At 67.1% G+C, this 16424-nt stretch carries 13 protein-coding genes; 9 read left to right on the forward strand and 4 right to left on the reverse strand.

Features of this window, described 5'->3' with window-relative positions:
• The first annotated feature begins 81 nt into the window (after nt 1–81).
• From lysA to R2601_RS07630, 5 genes are all read left to right on the forward strand, one after another.
• A complete protein-coding gene (gene lysA / locus R2601_RS07610; protein ID WP_007796048.1) occupies nt 82–1347 on the forward strand; it encodes a diaminopimelate decarboxylase in 1266 nt (421 codons plus the stop codon).
• 37 nt (nt 1348–1384) lie between these two features.
• Entirely contained in the window at nt 1385–3988 is a 2604-nt protein-coding gene (locus R2601_RS07615) for a TIGR02302 family protein (RefSeq protein WP_007796051.1), read from the forward strand.
• A gap of 120 nt (nt 3989–4108) precedes the next feature.
• On the forward strand, nt 4109–4882 hold the full coding sequence (locus R2601_RS07620; protein WP_007796054.1) for a potassium channel family protein: 774 nt from the start codon (nt 4109–4111) through the stop codon (nt 4880–4882).
• A complete protein-coding gene (locus R2601_RS07625; RefSeq protein ID WP_007796057.1) occupies nt 4882–5382 on the forward strand; it encodes a GNAT family N-acetyltransferase in 501 nt (166 codons plus the stop codon). The genes R2601_RS07620 and R2601_RS07625 overlap by 1 nt, the downstream gene beginning before the upstream one ends.
• A gap of 17 nt (nt 5383–5399) precedes the next feature.
• Nucleotides 5400–6110, forward strand: a complete 711-nt coding sequence (locus tag R2601_RS07630; RefSeq protein ID WP_007796061.1) for an NYN domain-containing protein — start codon at nt 5400–5402, stop codon at nt 6108–6110.
• Between the two features lie 67 nt (nt 6111–6177).
• Here R2601_RS07630 and R2601_RS07635 read toward each other — a convergent pair whose 3' ends face one another.
• On the reverse strand, nt 6178–6807 hold the full coding sequence (locus tag R2601_RS07635; RefSeq protein WP_007796065.1) for a TetR/AcrR family transcriptional regulator: 630 nt from the start codon (nt 6805–6807) through the stop codon (nt 6178–6180).
• 186 nt (nt 6808–6993) lie between these two features.
• On the opposite strand from R2601_RS07635, the gene mbfA reads away from it, so the two are divergent.
• Both mbfA and polA read left to right on the forward strand, forming a co-directional pair.
• On the forward strand, nt 6994–7968 hold the full coding sequence (mbfA, locus tag R2601_RS07640; protein WP_007796068.1) for an iron exporter MbfA: 975 nt from the start codon (nt 6994–6996) through the stop codon (nt 7966–7968).
• Nucleotides 7969–8289: 321 nt separating this feature from the next.
• On the forward strand, nt 8290–11097 hold the full coding sequence (gene polA, locus R2601_RS07645; RefSeq protein WP_007796074.1) for a DNA polymerase I: 2808 nt from the start codon (nt 8290–8292) through the stop codon (nt 11095–11097).
• A 19-nt stretch (nt 11098–11116) separates the two neighbouring features.
• On the opposite strand, the gene R2601_RS07650 is transcribed toward polA, so the two are convergent.
• The 3 genes from R2601_RS07650 to nth all read right to left on the reverse strand — a co-directional run bounded on the left by R2601_RS07650 (nt 11117) and on the right by nth (nt 14098).
• Nucleotides 11117–12343 (reverse strand): S8 family peptidase, encoded by a 1227-nt coding sequence (locus R2601_RS07650; RefSeq protein WP_007796077.1) that lies wholly within the window; start codon nt 12341–12343, stop codon nt 11117–11119.
• Between the two features lie 100 nt (nt 12344–12443).
• Entirely contained in the window at nt 12444–13457 is a 1014-nt protein-coding gene (locus R2601_RS07655; RefSeq protein ID WP_007796080.1) for an adenosine kinase, read from the reverse strand.
• Nucleotides 13454–14098 (reverse strand): endonuclease III, encoded by a 645-nt coding sequence (gene nth / locus R2601_RS07660; RefSeq protein ID WP_007796083.1) that lies wholly within the window; start codon nt 14096–14098, stop codon nt 13454–13456. The genes R2601_RS07655 and nth overlap by 4 nt, the downstream gene beginning before the upstream one ends.
• Nucleotides 14099–14338: 240 nt before the next feature.
• On the opposite strand from nth, the gene R2601_RS07665 reads away from it, so the two are divergent.
• Both R2601_RS07665 and R2601_RS07670 read left to right on the forward strand, forming a co-directional pair.
• Nucleotides 14339–15454, forward strand: a complete 1116-nt coding sequence (locus tag R2601_RS07665; protein ID WP_007796087.1) for a heme-binding protein — start codon at nt 14339–14341, stop codon at nt 15452–15454.
• A 120-nt stretch (nt 15455–15574) separates the two neighbouring features.
• Nucleotides 15575–16411 carry a methylated-DNA--[protein]-cysteine S-methyltransferase gene (locus R2601_RS07670; protein ID WP_007796090.1) on the forward strand — a complete coding sequence of 279 codons (837 nt, stop codon included), beginning with the start codon at nt 15575–15577 and terminating at the stop codon, nt 16409–16411.
• The last annotated feature ends 13 nt before the right edge of the window (nt 16412–16424 follow it).

The following is a 16424-nucleotide window of genomic DNA, read 5'->3' on the forward strand; positions in this document are numbered from 1 at the left end:
AGACCGCGCGCGAGGGTTGGCTGGGGCTGGTGAAAGCGGTCGGGCTGCGCTATGGCGGCGCCTGTAGCGCAGGAGGCCGGTATGGACCATTTTCTCTATCGTGACGGGCAGCTTTGTGCCGAGGACGTGCCGGTGGCCGAGATCGCCGCCGCGGTCGGCACGCCGGTCTATGTCTATTCCACCGCCACGCTGTTGCGGCATTTCCGGCTCTTCGACGAGGCGCTGGCCTGGGGGCCGCACCTTGTCTGCTATGCCATGAAGGCGGCCTCGAACCAGGCCATCCTGAAGACGCTGGCCGAGGCCGGTGCCGGGATGGACGTGGTCTCGGGCGGCGAGTACGCCCGGGCCCGGGCCGCCGGCGTGCCCGGCGATCGCATCGTGTTCTCCGGCGTCGGCAAGACCCGCGCGGAGATCCGCACCGCGCTCGAGGGTGGCATCCGCCAGTTCAACATCGAGAGCGAGCCCGAGATGCGGGCGATCTCGGAGGTGGCCTCGGAGCTGGGTGTGGTGGCGCCGGTCACCGTGCGGGTCAACCCGGACGTGGACGCCAAGACCCATGCCAAGATCGCCACCGGCAAGAGCGAGAACAAGTTCGGCATCCCGATCGCCAAGGCCCGCGAGGTCTATGCCGAGGCGGCGGCGCTGCCGGGGCTCAAGGTCGTGGGCATCGACGTGCATATCGGCTCGCAGCTCACCGAACTCGAGCCCTTCGCCATGGCCTATCGCAAGGTCGCGGAGCTGACCGAGGCGCTGCGCGGCGACGGGCACGAGATCACCCGGCTCGACCTTGGCGGCGGGCTGGGCATTCCCTACACCCGCAGCAACGAGGCACCGCCCCTGCCGGTGGAATACGGTGCCATGATCGAGCGCGAGCTCGGCCATCTGGGCTGCGAGATCGAGATCGAGCCGGGCCGGCTGATCGCCGGCAATGCCGGCATCCTGGTCTCGGAGGTGATTTACCTCAAGGAGGGCGAGGGGCGGAACTTCCTGATTCTCGACGCCGCGATGAACGACCTGATCCGCCCCGCCATGTACGAGGCGCATCACGACATCGTGCCGGTCATCGAACCGGAAGCGGGACTCGAGCAGAGCCCGTTCGACATCGTGGGGCCGGTCTGCGAATCCGGCGACACCTTTGCCAAGGGCCGGATGATGCCGGCGCTGGGGGCGGGCGATCTCGTCGCCTTCCGCTCCGCCGGCGCTTACGGCGCGGTGATGTCTTCCGAGTACAATACGCGGGCACTGATCCCAGAAGTTCTGGTGAAGGGCGATCAATTCGCTGTCATCCGCCGGAGACCGAGCTTTGAGGAAATCATAAACCGCGATAGCCTTCCGGAGTGGCTGTAGGGCATTCCTCCTGCGGCCGGGACCGCAGGAGACCTTCATGCCCGAGACGGGAACACCGCCGCCGGACATCCTGAAACCCATCAAGTGGCCGCTGCGTCTGACCCTCTGGGGCATGACCGCGGAGCGCATCACGCGTGCCTTCTGGCCGCTCTGGTCGCTGCTGATCGCGGCGTTGGGGCTGTTGATGCTGGGCGTGCAGGACCTCGTGTCGGTGGAATGGGTCTGGATCGCGGGCGCGGTCTTCGTGGCGGCGCTGGGCTGGGCGATCTGGCGCGGGGCGCGGATGCTGGTCTGGCCGACGCGCATCGAGGCAATGGCACGGCTCGACGGCACGTTGCGCGGCAACCCGATCCAGGCGGCGCTTGACGACCAGGCGATCGGGGCGGCGGACATGGGCTCGCAGGCGGTCTGGCAGGCGCACCAGGCGCGGATGCGCGCACGGCTGGCCGAGGCCAAGGCGGTGGAGCCCGACCTGCGGGTCGCCAAGGCCGACCCCTTCGCACTGCGCTACGTGGCGCTTCTGGCCTTCGCCGCGGCGCTGGTCTTCGGCTCCTTCCTGCGGGTGTCGTCGGTGACGGCGATGGGGCCGAGCGGCGTCGATCTCGCCGCCGGGCCCGCGTGGGAGGGGTGGATGGAGCCGCCGGGCTACACCCGTCTGCCCTCGGTCTATCTCAACGACATCACTGCGCCGGGGCTCAGCGTGCCCGAGGGCGCGCAGATCACCCTGCGCATGTATGGCGAGGTGGGCGCGCTGTCGGTCGATGAAAGCGTCTCTGGCCGTGCCGTGTCGCCCGAGGCAGCGCAGGAGACCGCACAGGATTTCGCGGTGCTGCAATCGGGCCGGCTGGCCATCGACGGCCCCGGGGGCCGGGCCTGGGACGTGAGCGTCACCGCCGACGCCGCCCCCAGCGTGCGCCGCGAGGGCGAGATCTCCTCGAGCTACGAGGGCGATGCACAGATCCCCTTCGCCGCCAGCGATGACTATGGAGTGGTGGCGGGCAGCGCCCGCATCGAGCTGGCGCTGGACGCGGTCGAGCGCGACTACCTGCTCGCCGCCGAGCCTGAATCGCGCCCTGCCATCGAGGTGCCTCTGCCGATGCCCATCGCCGGCGACCGGGCCGAGTTCACCGAGACGCTGGTCGAGAACTTCTCGGAGCATCCCTGGGCCAACCTGCCGGTCAGCCTGACGATCAGCGTCGAGGACGAGGCCGGCCAGACCGGGCAGGCCGAGGTCGAGACCATTACCCTGCCGGGCCGGCGCTTCTTCGACCCGATGGCCGCGACGGTGATCGAACAACGCCGGGCGCTGCTCTGGACCCGCGACAACATCCCCGAGATCAGTCGCATCATCCGTGCCGTCAGCCACCTGCCCGACGACGTCTTCCGCTCGGCGGTGCCCTTCCTGCGGCTGCGCACCATCCTGCGCCAGCTCGAGGCCGCGGGGCCGTCGATGGGCGACGAGCAGCAGGCCGAGATCGCCAAGGCCATGTGGGATCTCGCGATCATCCTCGAAGAGGGCGATCTGGCCTCGGCTCTGGAGCGACTTCAGCGCGCGCAGGAGCGGCTCTCGGAGGCGATGAAGAACGGTGCCTCGGAGCAGGAGATCGCCGAGCTGATGCAGGAGCTGCGCGAGGCGACGGACGATTATCTCCGGCAGCTGTCGCGGCAGGCCCAGCAGCAGGCCGAGCAGAATCCCGAGATGGCGCAGTCCCAGGACAGCATGGAGATGAGCAAGAACGACCTGCAGCGCATGATGGACCGGATCCAGGAGCTGATGGAAGAGGGCCGCATGGCCGAGGCGCAGGAAGCGCTGCGTCAGCTTCAGGAGCTGATGGAGAACATGCAGGTGACGCAGGGCCAGCAGGGCCAGTCGCCGGGCGAGCAGGCGATGGAAGGTCTGGGCGAGACGTTGCGCGAACAGCAGGGCCTGTCGGACGAGGCGTTCCGCGAGCTTCAGGAGCAGTTCAACCCCGGTCAGCAGGGGCCTGAAGGGCAGCGTGGCCAGCAGGGTCAACAGGGCCAGCAGCAGGGCCAGCAGGGTCAGGGGCGCCAGGGCGAGGAAGGCCGTGACGGTCAGGGCCAGATGCAAGGCCAGGGCCAGGGCTCTCAGCAAGGTCAGCAGGGGCAGGGCGGCGAGCAGTCGCTCGAGGACAGCCTCGCCAACCGCCAGCAGCAGCTGCGCGACGAGCTGAACCGCCAGCGCCAGAACCTGCCCGGTGCCGGAACCGAGCCGGGCGAGGCCGCACGCGATGCGCTGCGCCGGGCCGAGGAGGCCATGGACGGGGCCGAAGAGGCGTTGCGCGGAGATGATCTTGCCGGGGCCATCGACCAGCAGAGCCAGGCGATGGAGGCGCTGCGCGAGGGCATGCGCAGCCTTGGCGAGGCGATGGCGCAGCAACAGCAGCAGAACCCGGGCCAGCAGGGCCAGCAGCAGGGCGGAGAGCCCGGCCAGCAGCGCGACCCGCTGGGCCGCAATGCCGGGGCCAACGGCAATATCGGCACCGACGAGAACATGGTGCAGGACGAAGATGTCTACCGCCGCGCCCGCGAGCTGCTCGACGAGATTCGCCGCCGCTCCGGCGAGGGCGAGCGCCCGCAGGAAGAGCTCGACTACCTCGAGCGCCTGCTCGAACGGTTCTGACCGCCCGACAGACATGCCGCCCGCGCGTGATGCGCGCGGGTCGCGATCTCCCATCACGCGCCTTGCCCCGCGCCTGCTCGCATGGGTATAGCGAAGAAAGGCGGTAGGGATCTGAACGGCATGGCCAAGGCGGCGCTCGACACATTGCGAGAGCTCTACGAGGGCAACAGCGACCGGGCGCACCGCTTTCGCTACGGGCTTCTGGCGTTCGATGTCGGCACGATCCTCTACGTGGTCGCAACGTCCTTCAGCAATCATGGTCGCGTGGTCGAGATGCTCGACATGCTCTTCGGCGTGGTCTTTCTCGCGGATTTCCTCGCGAGGCTCTCGATCGAGCCGCAGAAGCTGCGCTTCCTGATCCGCCCGGTCACGCTGGCCGACATCGTGTCGATTGTCTCGTTCCTCGCGCCGCTTGCCGGCGAGGGCCTGGGTTTCCTGCGCGTGGTGCGGACGCTGCGCTTCCTGCACACCTACCAGTTGTTCCGGCGGCTGCGCGAGGATTTCCCGTTCTTCCGTCGCTATCAGGACGTGTTCAGCGCGACGCTGAACCTGCTGGTGTTCATCTTCGTGATGACCGGGCTGGTCTATGCCACCCAGTACCGCACCAACCCGCAGATCGAGAACTATGCCGACGCGCTCTATTTCACCGTGACCGCGCTGACCACCACCGGCTTCGGGGACATCACCCTGACCGGGTCGCTGGGGCGGATGATCTCGGTGGTGGTGATGATCTGCGGCGTGACCCTGTTCCTGCGGCTGGCGCAGGTGCTGTTCCGGCCCGTCAAGGTGCGCGAGACCTGCCGCAAATGCGGCCTGTCGCTGCACGATGCCGACGCGGTGCATTGCAAGCATTGCGGCGCGACCATCCATATCGAGACCGAAGGCGACTACTGATGACCGACGTGGCGATCCGCCCGCATCTCCCCGGGGACGACGCGGCGCTTTGGCGCATTCTCGAGCCGGTGTTCCGGGCCGGCGAGACCTATGCCATCGACCGCGACATTTCGCGAGACGACGCGCTGGCCTACTGGTGCGGCCCCGAGCGCCGGGTGTTCTCGGCGCTGGTCGATGGCGTGGTGGCGGGCAGCTACTACATCGTGCGCAACCAGAAGGGCGGCGGCAGCCATGTCTGTAACTGCGGCTTCGCCACCGACCCAGGCCAGACCGGCAAGGGCGTGGCCCGGGCCATGCTGGCCCATGCGCTCGACACCGCCCGCAGCCTCGGCTTCCGTGCCATGCAGTTCAACTTCGTGGTGTCCTCCAACACCCGCGCGGTGGCGATCTGGGAGCGCGCTGGGTTCGATATCGTCGGTCGGCTGCCCGATGCCTTCCGTCACCCCGAAAAGGGTTATGTCGACGCGCTGGTCATGTATAAGGCCCTCGAAACGGACTGATTTCAGGAGCAATTCCCGTGGCCGAAGACACCCGCCTCCTCGCCGTCCTGATCGACGCCGACAACACCTCTCCGAAATACGCCAAGGCGATCTTTGACGAGATCGCCTCGCTGGGCGAGGCCAGCGTGCGGCGCGTCTACGGCGATTTCGCCAGCCAGCAGATCTCGGGCTGGTCGAAGATCTCGGCCGAGTTCGGTCTGGTCCCGCACCACTCGCCGGCCAACACCGTGGGCAAGAACTCCTCCGACATCTCGCTGGTGATCGACGCCATGGACCTGATGCACACCGGTCGCTTCGACGGCTTCGTGGTGGTCAGCTCCGACAGCGATTTCACCCGGCTCGCCAGCCGCATCCGCGAGCAGGGGCTCGACGTCTACGGCATGGGCATGCAGAAGACGCCGGATGCCTTCCGCAAGGCGTGCAAGCGGTTCATCTTCCTCGAGAACCTCGACGGCGCACCGGAGCAGAAGACCGGCGACCGCGCGCCGCGCGCCACCGGCAAGCTCGAGGAGGCGCGCAACCTCATCTTCACCGCGATGGACGCCATCGAGCAGGAGGATGACTGGTACACGCTGGGCCAGCTCGGCCAGTTCATCACCGCGGCGAACCCGGATTTCGACACCCGCAGCTATGGCAAGCGCAAGCTTTCTGATCTCGTTTCCGAACTGAAGGTCTTCGAAACCAAACGCGGTCCGGGCAACCAGCTTCTGGTGCGCCGGCTCGACTGATCCCGCATTTGCGGCGCTGCTCCGGATCGTCGCGACAGTTCGCGGAATGGGCCGGCCTCAGGGCCGTTCAGGCTGAGGAGGATGGCCCGAACCGCGCCATGAAGGTCTCGACCGCGGCGTCGATCACGCGGGTGATCTCGCCTTCGGAGAAGACGTCGTGGATGCCGAACAGCCGCTTGATCCACAGGTCGGCCTTGCAGAGCTCGATGAACTGGTCGGCGGCAAGGCCGAGATTGTCGATCTCGACGTCGCCCCGGGCCATCGCGGCGGCGAGATAGGATTGCAGTTCGCTGCGGACGAGCACGGGGCCGCACTCGTAGAACTGCGCGCCGAGCTCCGGGAAGCGGTCGGCTTCGGCGACGCAGATGCGGAACACCCTCTGGCCCATGTCCGACAGCAGGAAGTCGAGAACGCTGCGGCCGATATAGGGCAGCACGACCCGCGGCGGCTTGCTCTTGTCGAGGGCGACCAGAACCTCGTCTGCTTGCGCCTGGCACTGTGCGGTCGCCATCTCCAAGAACAGCAGGCGCTTGTCGGGAAAGTAGCTGTAGAGCGTGGCCTTCGACACCCCGGCGGTTCTGGCGATTTCGTCGACGCTGGCCCCCTCGAAACCGTCGCGCAGGAAGATCTCGCGCGCGCCCTTCAGGACCTGGTCGTATTTCCGCCCGCGCCGGACGCTTGCCGTATTGCCCGGCATTCACTGTCTCCTCTGGTGATCTGGATCATAGACCGGGTGGTTCAGTTCCGGCAAGCGTGGCGCGATCTGCCGCGGGCCCGCCTGTCGCGACGCTGCGGCAATTGGCGCGGCGGCGGGCAGGCCGAAGGGCGTTGCATCCGGCCTCCTTTGCAGTAGTTTAGAATGATTCCAAAGTGAGGCTTCCCCATGCGTTTCTTTACCCAGCGCCGCCAGTTCAAGGATCTCAGCGAGCAGGAAGTGCTCGCGCTGGCAATTTCCTCGGAAGAGGACGACGCGCGGATCTACCGCAGCTATGCCGAGATGCTGCGCGCCGATTACCCTGACACCGCGCAGGTGTTCGACGGCATGGCCCTCGAGGAGGACGGCCACCGTCAGGCGCTGATCTCGGCGCACCGGATGCGCTTTGGCGAGGTGATCCCGCTGATCCGGCGCGAGCACGTGGCGGGGTTCTACGCGCGCCGCCCGGTCTGGCTGATGCAGAACCTCGGTCTCGAGCGCATCCGCGAGGAGGCCGAGATCATGGAGCGTGACGCGGGCCGGTTCTATCTCGAGGCCGCGAAGCGCAGCACCGATGCCGGGACGCGCAAGCTGCTGGGCGATCTCGCCGCTGCCGAGGCGGGCCACGAGACCCGCGCCGCAGAGCTGACGGCAGAGCATCTCGATCCCGACAGCCGCAGCGACGAGGACCGGCTGGCGCATCGGCAATTCGTGCTGACCTGGGTGCAGCCGGGGCTGGCCGGGCTGATGGATGGCTCGGTCTCGACGCTTGCGCCGATCTTCGCGACCGCCTTTGCCACGCAGGACACCTGGACAACGTTTCTCGTCGGGCTCGCGGCCTCGGTGGGGGCGGGGATCTCGATGGGGTTCACCGAGGCGGCGTCGGACGATGGCGAGCTGTCCGGGCGCGGCTCGCCGATGAAACGTGGCATCGCATCGGGCGTGATGACCACGGTGGGCGGGCTTGGCCACGCGCTGCCCTACCTGATCCCGCATTTCTGGACCGCCACGAGCATCGCCTGGATCATCGTCTTCATCGAACTCTGGGCGATCGCTTGGATCCAGAACAGGTATATGGATACGCCGTTTCTGCGCGCCTCGATGCAGGTGGTCCTCGGCGGCGCGCTGGTGCTGGCGGCCGGCGTGCTGATTGGCAGCGGCTGACGCTGGTGCCGCGCTCTTGCCCCAGGGAGCGCTGGCGGATCGTGTCGGCCTGCCTCCGGCGGGAGTATTTTTGACGAAGAGAAGCCGGGGGCGCGGCACTCCTGGCTTCTTTGGTTCAAAAATACCTCGGGGGTGAATTGGCGCACAGCGCCAAGAGGGGGCTGGCCCCCTCCCGCTCTCCGGACAGTGCATCTCAGATGAGACAGGGAGCTGCGCCGTCATCCCCTCGCCCCTCACCCCCTCGCCAAGCCGCATAATCGCTGGAAGCCGGGCCGCGCCCGTGGCAAACCAAGCGGGCGCACGGCCAAGGGAGACGCGACCATGACCCAGTTCGGCAAGGGCTGCCACCTGCATCTGATCGATGGATCGGCTTTCATCTTCCGGGCCTATCACGCCCTGCCGCCGCTCACGCGCAAGTCCGACGGGCTGCCCATCGGCGCGGTCTCGGGCTTCTGCAACATGCTGCAGAAATATGTCGAGGACAACGCCGGCCCCGACGCGCCGACCCATGTTGCGGTGATCTTCGACAAGGGCAGCCACACCTTCCGCAACGATCTCTACGATCTCTACAAGGCCAACCGCGAGGCGATGCCCGAGGATCTGCGGCCGCAGATCCCGCTGACCCGCCGGGCCACCGAGGCGTTCAACATCGCCTGCAAGGAGCTCGAGGGCTATGAGGCCGACGACATCATCGCCACGCTGGCGCGGCAGGCGCGCGAGGCCGGCGGGCGGGTGACGATCATCAGCTCCGACAAGGACCTGATGCAGCTGGTGGGCGACGGGGTCGAGATGCTCGACGCCATGAAAAACCGTCGCATCGATCGCGACGGCGTGTTCGAGAAGTTCGGCGTCTTTCCCGACCGCGTGGTCGACGTGCAGGCGCTGGCCGGCGACTCGGTCGACAACGTGCCGGGCGCCCCGGGCATCGGCATCAAGACTGCCGCGCTGCTGATCAACGAGTACGGCTCGCTCGAGGATCTGCTCGACCGGGCCGAGGAGATCAAGCAGCCCAAGCGCCGCCAGACCCTGATCGAGAAGCGCGAGCAGATCGAACTCTCGAAGCGGCTGGTGCAGCTCGACGAGGAGACGCCGCTGGAGTTCGGCCTCGACGATCTCGAGGTCAGGGATCCCGATCCCGAGGTGCTGCTGGGCTTCCTCGCCGAGATGGAGTTCCGCAGCCTGACCAAGCGCATTGCCGATCAGCTCGATGCCGAGGCGCCGGTGATCCCCGACACCACCCCCGAAGGGGCCAACCCTGCGGAAGAGGGCACGCCCGAGATGCCGGCGATCGAGCCGGACACGTACATCTGGGTGAAGACCGCCGAGGATCTCGCACCGTTCATCGACGCCGCCCACCAGCGCGGCTGGGTCGCGGTCGATACCGAGACCACCGGGCTCAACGAGATGGCCTGCGACCTCGTCGGGATCTCGCTCTGCACCGAGCCGGGCGAGGCCTGCTACATCCCGCTGGCGCACCGCGCCGACAGCGATGGCGGCCTGTTCGGGGACGGCGATCTGGCCGAGGGCCAGATGCCGATGCAGGCGGCGCTCGACCTGCTCAAACCGCTGCTCGAGGACCCGGCGGTGATGAAGATCGGGCAAAACATGAAATACGACGCCAAGATCTTTGCCCGCTACGGCGTGCGGATCGCGCCGATCGATGATACCATGCTGATGTCCTACGCGATGAATGCCGGTCTGCATGGCCATGGCATGGACGCATTGTCCGAGCGCTACCTGTCGCACACGCCGATCCCGATCAAGGAGCTGCTGGGCTCCGGCAAGAAGATGAAGACCTTCGACCAGGTGCCGATCGAAGACGCGGTGAAATACGCCGCCGAGGATGCCGACATCACCCTGCGGCTCTGGACCCTGCTGAAGCCGCAGTTGCACCGCAACCATGTCACCCGGGTCTACGAGACCATGGAGCGCCCGCTGGTGCCGGTGCTGGCCGAGATGGAGATGGCCGGCGTGCAGGTCGATCGCGACACGCTCTCGCGCATGTCGAACGCCTTCAGCCAGAAGATGGCGGCGCTCGAGGCCGAGATCCACGAGCTGGCGGGCGAGAGCTTCAACGTGGGCTCGCCCAAGCAGCTTGGCGAGATCCTGTTCGACAAGATGGGGCTCGAGGGCGGCAAGAAGGGCAAGACCGGCGCCTACGCCACGGGCGCCGACGTGCTCGAGGATCTCGCGACCGAGCACGAGTTGCCGGCGCGGGTGCTCGACTGGCGCCAGCTCTCGAAGCTCAAGTCGACCTATACCGACGCGCTGCAGGAGCACATCAACAAGGACACCGGCCGGGTTCACACCTCCTACGTGATCTCCGGGGCCAACACCGGGCGTCTGTCCTCGACCGATCCGAACCTGCAGAACATCCCGGTGCGCTCGGAAGAGGGGCGGCGCATCCGCGAGGCCTTCGTCGCGCCCGAGGGCAAGACCATCGTGGCGCTCGACTATTCGCAGATCGAGCTGCGCATCCTCGCCCACATGGCCGAGATCGACGCGCTCAAGCAGGCCTTCCGCGACGGGCAGGATATCCACGCCATGACCGCGTCCGAGATGTTCAACGTGCCGATGGACGAGATGACCTCCGAGATCCGCCGGCAGGCCAAGGCGATCAACTTCGGTGTGATCTACGGCATCTCGGGCTTCGGCCTCGCCCGCAACCTGCGCATCCCGCGCAGCGAGGCGCAGGGCTTCATCGACCGCTATTTCGAGCGCTTCCCGGGCATCCGCACCTACATGGACGATACGGTGGCCTTCGCCAAGGAACACAAGCGCGTCGAGACGCTGTTTGGCCGGGTGATCCACACACCCGAGATCGCCGCCAAGGGGCCGCGCGCGGGCTTTGCCAAGCGCGCCGCGATCAACGCACCGATCCAGGGCACCGCGGCCGATATCATTCGGCGCGCGATGATCCGCATGCCCGACGCCATCGAGAAACTGCCGGCCACCATGCTTCTGCAGGTGCATGACGAACTGATCTTCGAGGTCGAGCAGGGCGCCGAGGAGGCTCTCATCTCTGCTGCCCGCACGGTCATGGAGGGCGCCGCCGAGCCGGTGGTGAAGCTCGACGTGCCGTTGGTGGTCGATGCCGGTCAGGGCAAAAGCTGGGCCGAGGCGCACTGAGGCGCCGGCGGTCCCGCTCTTAGCCGATGGCCATGGCGGGGGCCTGCACCAGCCCCTGTCCGCGATCCAGCGCGTCGGTCGCCGGGTCGATCGGCGCGCTGGTGCAGGTGGCCATCAGCCGCGCCTGCACCGCACCGGCGAAGGCGGGGCTGCCAGAGGCGCGCTGCGCCTCCCACCAGAGCGCCGCGATGCCCGCCACGTGCGGGCAGGCCATCGAGGTGCCGTTGAGCGGCCGCAGCCCCCCGCCGGTTGCCGCCGAGATCACGTTGACCCCGGGGCCCGACACGGTCGGGTTGGTGTTCGAGAACGAGGCGATGTTGAGCCCGCCCGGCCCCTGTCCCAGCGCCCCCACCGAGACCACGCCGAAGGCGGCAGCCGGCAGCGACGCCGAGACCTCGAATGTCGGGTCGATGTTGCGGCGGCTCTCGTTGCCGGCGGCGGCGCAGACCACCGTCCCGCCCGAGAACGCTGCCTGCGCGCGCAGCATGTCCATCAGCGCGTCGAACATGCGCAGGTTCTGGCGATAGGCCTCGAGCGCGGCGGAGCCCGCCAGCAGCGTCGGCCAGCCCTGATCGACGAGGCTCTCGACGAGGCCCGGAAAGTCGAAGCCGAGCGACATGGAGATCACCTGCGCCTGTTCGTCGGAGGCCCACTTGATCGCCCGGAACAGCATGTCCGACGAACCGCTGCCATCGTCGCCCAGCACCTTGCCGATCAGCGCGTCGGTGACGCCACGCGCCACGCCGATGCGGTTGCCGTCGACATCGCGCCCGAACACCGTGCCCGCGCAATGGGTGCCGTGGCCATTGGCATCCTCGATGCCCGAGCCGGCAAAGTCGCGGGTGTTGAGCGCGACACCTGCAAAGGCCGGGTGATTGGTGTCGATGCCTGTGTCGAGCACCGCCACGCGCACCCCGGCGCCGGTGAAGGCGGAGGTGTCGGCGCCAACCGCCGCGATACCCCATGCAGGCTCGGCATCCTCTGTGCGCACCTCGTCGAGCGGCTGCGGCTCGATCAGCCGGGTCGGCATCTCGCGCGCCACCGCGGTCACCGCCGGGTCGCGGGTCACGTCGCGGAGGTCCTTGGCGCTCAGCTCGGCGGATTCGAGCTTGGGTGCCGGAGGGATCGGGTTCGCCATCGGCGCATCGAAGCTGCCGGTCCCGAAGCCGGGCGCGCCCGGCGGTGCCGCGGGGCGCGGGGCACGGTTGCGAAGCGGGGCGTTCTCGTCGCGCAGAATTACGAACATGGCAAATCTCGCTCTAAAGGGTTTTTCCAATAGCGCGATGATACACCCAGAGGTTGATTCAGCGAAGGGTCTCAGCGTGAACCCGTCGTGAAATCGCTCCTCAGATCAGATTGTTCTTGCGAAACAGGGTCTTGAGATCGGCCTCCGGGCGCGGTCCCATGTGGCTGATGACCTCGGAGGCGGCCACGGTGCCCATGCGGCCGGCGGTTTCCATGTCGGCGCCGGTGGCGAGACCGTAGAGGAAACCGGCGGCGAACTGGTCGCCCGCGCCGGTGGCGTCGACCGGGACCACCTTTGTCACCGGGACGTCGGTACGCACGCCATCCTTGATGATGCTCACTCCGTCGCCCGAGCGGGTACAGACCACCAGCGGGCAGACCTCTGCGACCCGCGCCAGATCCTTGTCGAGATGGTCGTCCTGGTAGAGCGAGCGGATCTCGGCCTCGTTGCCGATGACGTAATCCATCTCGTTGGCGATCAGGCGCAGGAAGTCGTCGCGGTGGCGTTCGACGCAGAACGGGTCCGAGATCGCGATCCCGGCAAGGCCGCCGGCCTTGCGGCAGGTGCGGGCGGCTCGCAGGAAAGCCTCCTTGCCCTTCGGCTTGTCGTAAAGATAGCCCTCGAGGAAGATGATGTCGGCCTGTCCGGCGATCTCCTCGGCCACGTCCTCGGGGCCAAGCTCGGCCGAGATGCCGAGATAGGTGTTCATCGAGCGCTCGCCGTCCGGCGAGACGAAGATCATCGAGCGCGAGGTCGGCAGCTCACCGCCCGTGACCGGCGGGTTGACGAAATCGGTGCCGCCCTTCTCCATCGCATCCGCGTAGAACCGGCCCAGAGCATCGTCGCGCACGCGCCCGAAAAAGCCCGTGCGCAGTCCGAGATTGCCAAGCCCCGCCAGCGTGTTGGCCACCGAGCCGCCGGCCGCCTGAACGCGGTTCTCCATGGCGCCGTAGAGCTGCTCGGCGCGCTCGCGCTCAACCAGCTGCATGATGCCCTTCTCGATCCCCATCATCTCGAGGAAGCTGTCATCGGAGCGGGTCAGCACGTCGACGATGGCGTTGCCGATGCCAAGAACCTGGTACTTCTTGGTCGGATGCTGCGTGGTCAGGGTCATACGGTCTTGTCCTCGAACTGGCAGAGGTCGCGGATCAGGCAGGCCTGGCACTTGGGCTTGCGCGCGACACAGGTGTAACGCCCGTGCAGGATCAGCCAGTGATGCGCGTGCTGCTGGAAATCCACGGGAATGTTGTCTTCGATGGCACGCTCGGTGGCGACCACGTCCTTGCCGGGGCAGATGCCCGAGCGGTTGCCGACGCGGAAGATGTGGGTGTCCACCGCCTGCGCCGGGTAATGCCACCACATGTTCAACACCACGTTGGCGGTCTTGCGCCCGACGCCGGGCAGGCTCTCGAGAGCAGCCCGCGAGCACGGCACTTCGCCGCCATACTGCTCGTGCAGGATCTTCGACAGCTTGATTACGTTCTTGGCCTTGTTGCGGTAGAGGCCAATGGTCTTGATGTGCTCGATCACGCCCTCTTCGCCGAGCGCGAGCATCTTCTCGGGCGTGTCTGCGATCCTGAACAGCTCGCGCGTTGCCTTGTTGACGCCGGCATCGGTGGCCTGCGCCGAGAGCGCGACGGCCACCACCAGCGTATAGGCGTTGACGTGGTCGAGCTCGCCCTTGGGCTCGGGCTCGGCCTCGTGGAAGCGAGTGAAGATCTCGCGCAGGGTATGATAGTCGAGCTGCTTGGCCATGCCCCCGGATATGAAACGCTTTTCCCGCTGCGGCAACCCGTTTGCGCTCTCGGACGCTGCGATAGGGATGGCCTGCGCGACGGGGTTCGACGCGAAGAGGGCGGCCTGACACACTTCAGGGTTTAGCGGTATCTATCTAGAATTGTATTTTTGTGATACGAACATGCATGGCGGCGGTGCCGGTTTTCTCTCCGCCTGCCGCTTATTTCCGACGTTGCAATTCATTTGAGGATCGAAGCCATGTTGAACGCAGAGGCCGTGAGCCGTGCCAAGACTCGCCATATCGAGATCGCCAAGCCCTTTGACGATGAACTCGGACCACTGAAACTCTTGCCGGGGATCTGGAAGAACACCAATGCCGATGTTCCGTTCGGCTGGAACTGCATCGCCCTTCCCTTTGTCACCGATCCGCCGCCCGCCGGGTTCAACTACCGGCTGATGGTAAACCACTACCGGGAGACGCTGCAGTTCTTCACCGCTGACAAGGGGGCGCCCAACCGTGGCATCGAGCGTGGCGCCGGCGGTCCGAGCGATCTCGACCAGTTCGTCGTGGCGCTGGACTACCAGCAGCTTGTGGAGCAGGTGGCGGTCGACGAGTTTCCCAAGAGCGGCCCGGACCTCGCCACGGATAAGCTGGCCGATCCCGGCGCGGCGATTCACCACGAGCCCGGTCTTTTCCTGTTCATGACCAACCACACCACCGACGGCATCAACATCGCCCGGCTCGGGACCGTGCCGCATGGCGACTCGCTGCTGGCGATGGGGCGTTTCGACGCCGCGGCCGACATCTTCGACGGTCCGCCCGATATTCCTGCCGTGAATGGCTTTCCCGAGGGGGTCTTCGTCCCGCGCGACGATACCGCCGGAGGGCCTGACGACCTGCTGAAGCCGCTCGAGAGCCTTTACATGGGGCCCTACAAGCATTTCCACGACAACCCGTTCTTTGGCACCGTTCCCGCAGGGACGCCGGGCTTTCCCGGCTTCAACCCGGTGCACCCCGAGGAGCTGCTGCGCGGTGCGCAGCCGGCGCCAGAGAAGGTGAAGAAGACCACCCGGCTCGACATGACGACCAGCGCCACGGAGGCGGCGGGGATCCTGAACATCCCGTTCATCGTCAAGCATGCCAACGCCACCTCGATGAAGTCGACCTTCTGGATCATGGAGCTCGATGAGCCGGGCGTCGGCGACGAGCCGAAGCTGGTGATGCAGTATCTTCAGGTGGTGATGCTCGACTTCTTCCCGCGCCGCGACGGCATCCCCGGCCTGATTGGCTGGCCGCATGTCTCGATCAATACGCTCGAGAAGGTGGCCAATGTCGGCGATGACGCCGAGGTGCTGACCTCCGACGAGTACTGACACGCGCGCAGACCGGGGCCATCCGGCCCGGTCGCGGCCCGGTGCCCTGAAAGCGCAGGAACCGGGTCGCACGCGCTCGTCGCGCCGCATAGTCTGGGCCGGAAACACGGGAGCCGGACCATGTCTGAGACGTCGCAAGGGTATCACTACGAGGTCATGCGCCGCGCCATCGAGATGGTCGACGCCGCCGGGCCGCAGGCCACGCTCGAAGAGTTGGCCGCGGGCATGGGCATGAGCCCGGCGCATTTCCAGCGCCTGTTCTCGCGTTGGGCCGGGGTGTCTCCGAAGCGCTTCCAGCAATACCTGACGCTCGGCCACGCCAAGGCGCTGCTCTCCGAGCGTTTCACCACGCTTGAGACCGCGCATGCCACCGGGCTCTCGGGCGGCGGGCGGCTGCACGACCTGTTCCTGCGCTGGGAGGCGATGAGCCCCGGCGCTTACGGGCGCGGCGGCGAGGGGCTGACGATCCGCTGGGGCTGGTTCGACAGCCCCTTCGGACGCGCGCTGGTGATGGGGACCGAGACCGGGATCTGCGGCATCGGGTTCGCCTCCGAGGCCGGCGACGATGCCACCATGGCGGACCTGCGCAGCCGCTGGCCCGGGGCCGAGTATGTCGAGGACCGGGAGGCGCTGGAAGGCTGGGCGCAGGCGGCATTCGGGCAGGCGGGCGGCGAGGTGCCGCTGCTGCTGATCGGTGCACCGTTCCAGATCAAGGTCTGGGAGGCGCTGATGCGGGTGCCCTCGGGCCATGTCACCACCTATTCCGAGATCGCGCAGGCGGTGGGCAGTCCCAAGGCGGTGCGTGCGGTGGGAACGGCGGTCGGGCGCAACCCGATCTCGCTGCTGATCCCCTGTCACCGGGCGCTGCGCAAGTCTGGGGGGCTCGGCGGGTATCACTGGGGCCTGCCGGTCAAGCGCGCCATCCTCGCCTGGGAGGCGGCGCGTCTCGAGGCATGAGTGCCGGTTGCAT

It is taken from the genome of Salipiger bermudensis HTCC2601, from assembly GCF_000153725.1.
GTDB classification, from domain to species: domain Bacteria; phylum Pseudomonadota; class Alphaproteobacteria; order Rhodobacterales; family Rhodobacteraceae; genus Salipiger; species Salipiger bermudensis.

Coding starts and splice junctions, on each gene's coding strand:
- R2601_RS07635 (WP_007796065.1), bottom strand. CDS start 6,807: ATGCCGGGCAATACGGCAAGCGTCCGGCGCGGGCGGAAATACGACCAG.
- R2601_RS07615 (WP_007796051.1), top strand. CDS start 1,385: ATGCCCGAGACGGGAACACCGCCGCCGGACATCCTGAAACCCATCAAG.
- nth (WP_007796083.1), bottom strand. CDS start 14,098: ATGGCCAAGCAGCTCGACTATCATACCCTGCGCGAGATCTTCACTCGC.
- R2601_RS07620 (WP_007796054.1), top strand. CDS start 4,109: ATGGCCAAGGCGGCGCTCGACACATTGCGAGAGCTCTACGAGGGCAAC.
- R2601_RS07650 (WP_007796077.1), bottom strand. CDS start 12,343: ATGTTCGTAATTCTGCGCGACGAGAACGCCCCGCTTCGCAACCGTGCC.
- polA (WP_007796074.1), top strand. CDS start 8,290: ATGACCCAGTTCGGCAAGGGCTGCCACCTGCATCTGATCGATGGATCG.
- R2601_RS07670 (WP_007796090.1), top strand. CDS start 15,575: ATGTCTGAGACGTCGCAAGGGTATCACTACGAGGTCATGCGCCGCGCC.
- R2601_RS07665 (WP_007796087.1), top strand. CDS start 14,339: ATGTTGAACGCAGAGGCCGTGAGCCGTGCCAAGACTCGCCATATCGAG.
- lysA (WP_007796048.1), top strand. CDS start 82: ATGGACCATTTTCTCTATCGTGACGGGCAGCTTTGTGCCGAGGACGTG.
- mbfA (WP_007796068.1), top strand. CDS start 6,994: ATGCGTTTCTTTACCCAGCGCCGCCAGTTCAAGGATCTCAGCGAGCAG.
- R2601_RS07625 (WP_007796057.1), top strand. CDS start 4,882: ATGACCGACGTGGCGATCCGCCCGCATCTCCCCGGGGACGACGCGGCG.
- R2601_RS07655 (WP_007796080.1), bottom strand. CDS start 13,457: ATGACCCTGACCACGCAGCATCCGACCAAGAAGTACCAGGTTCTTGGC.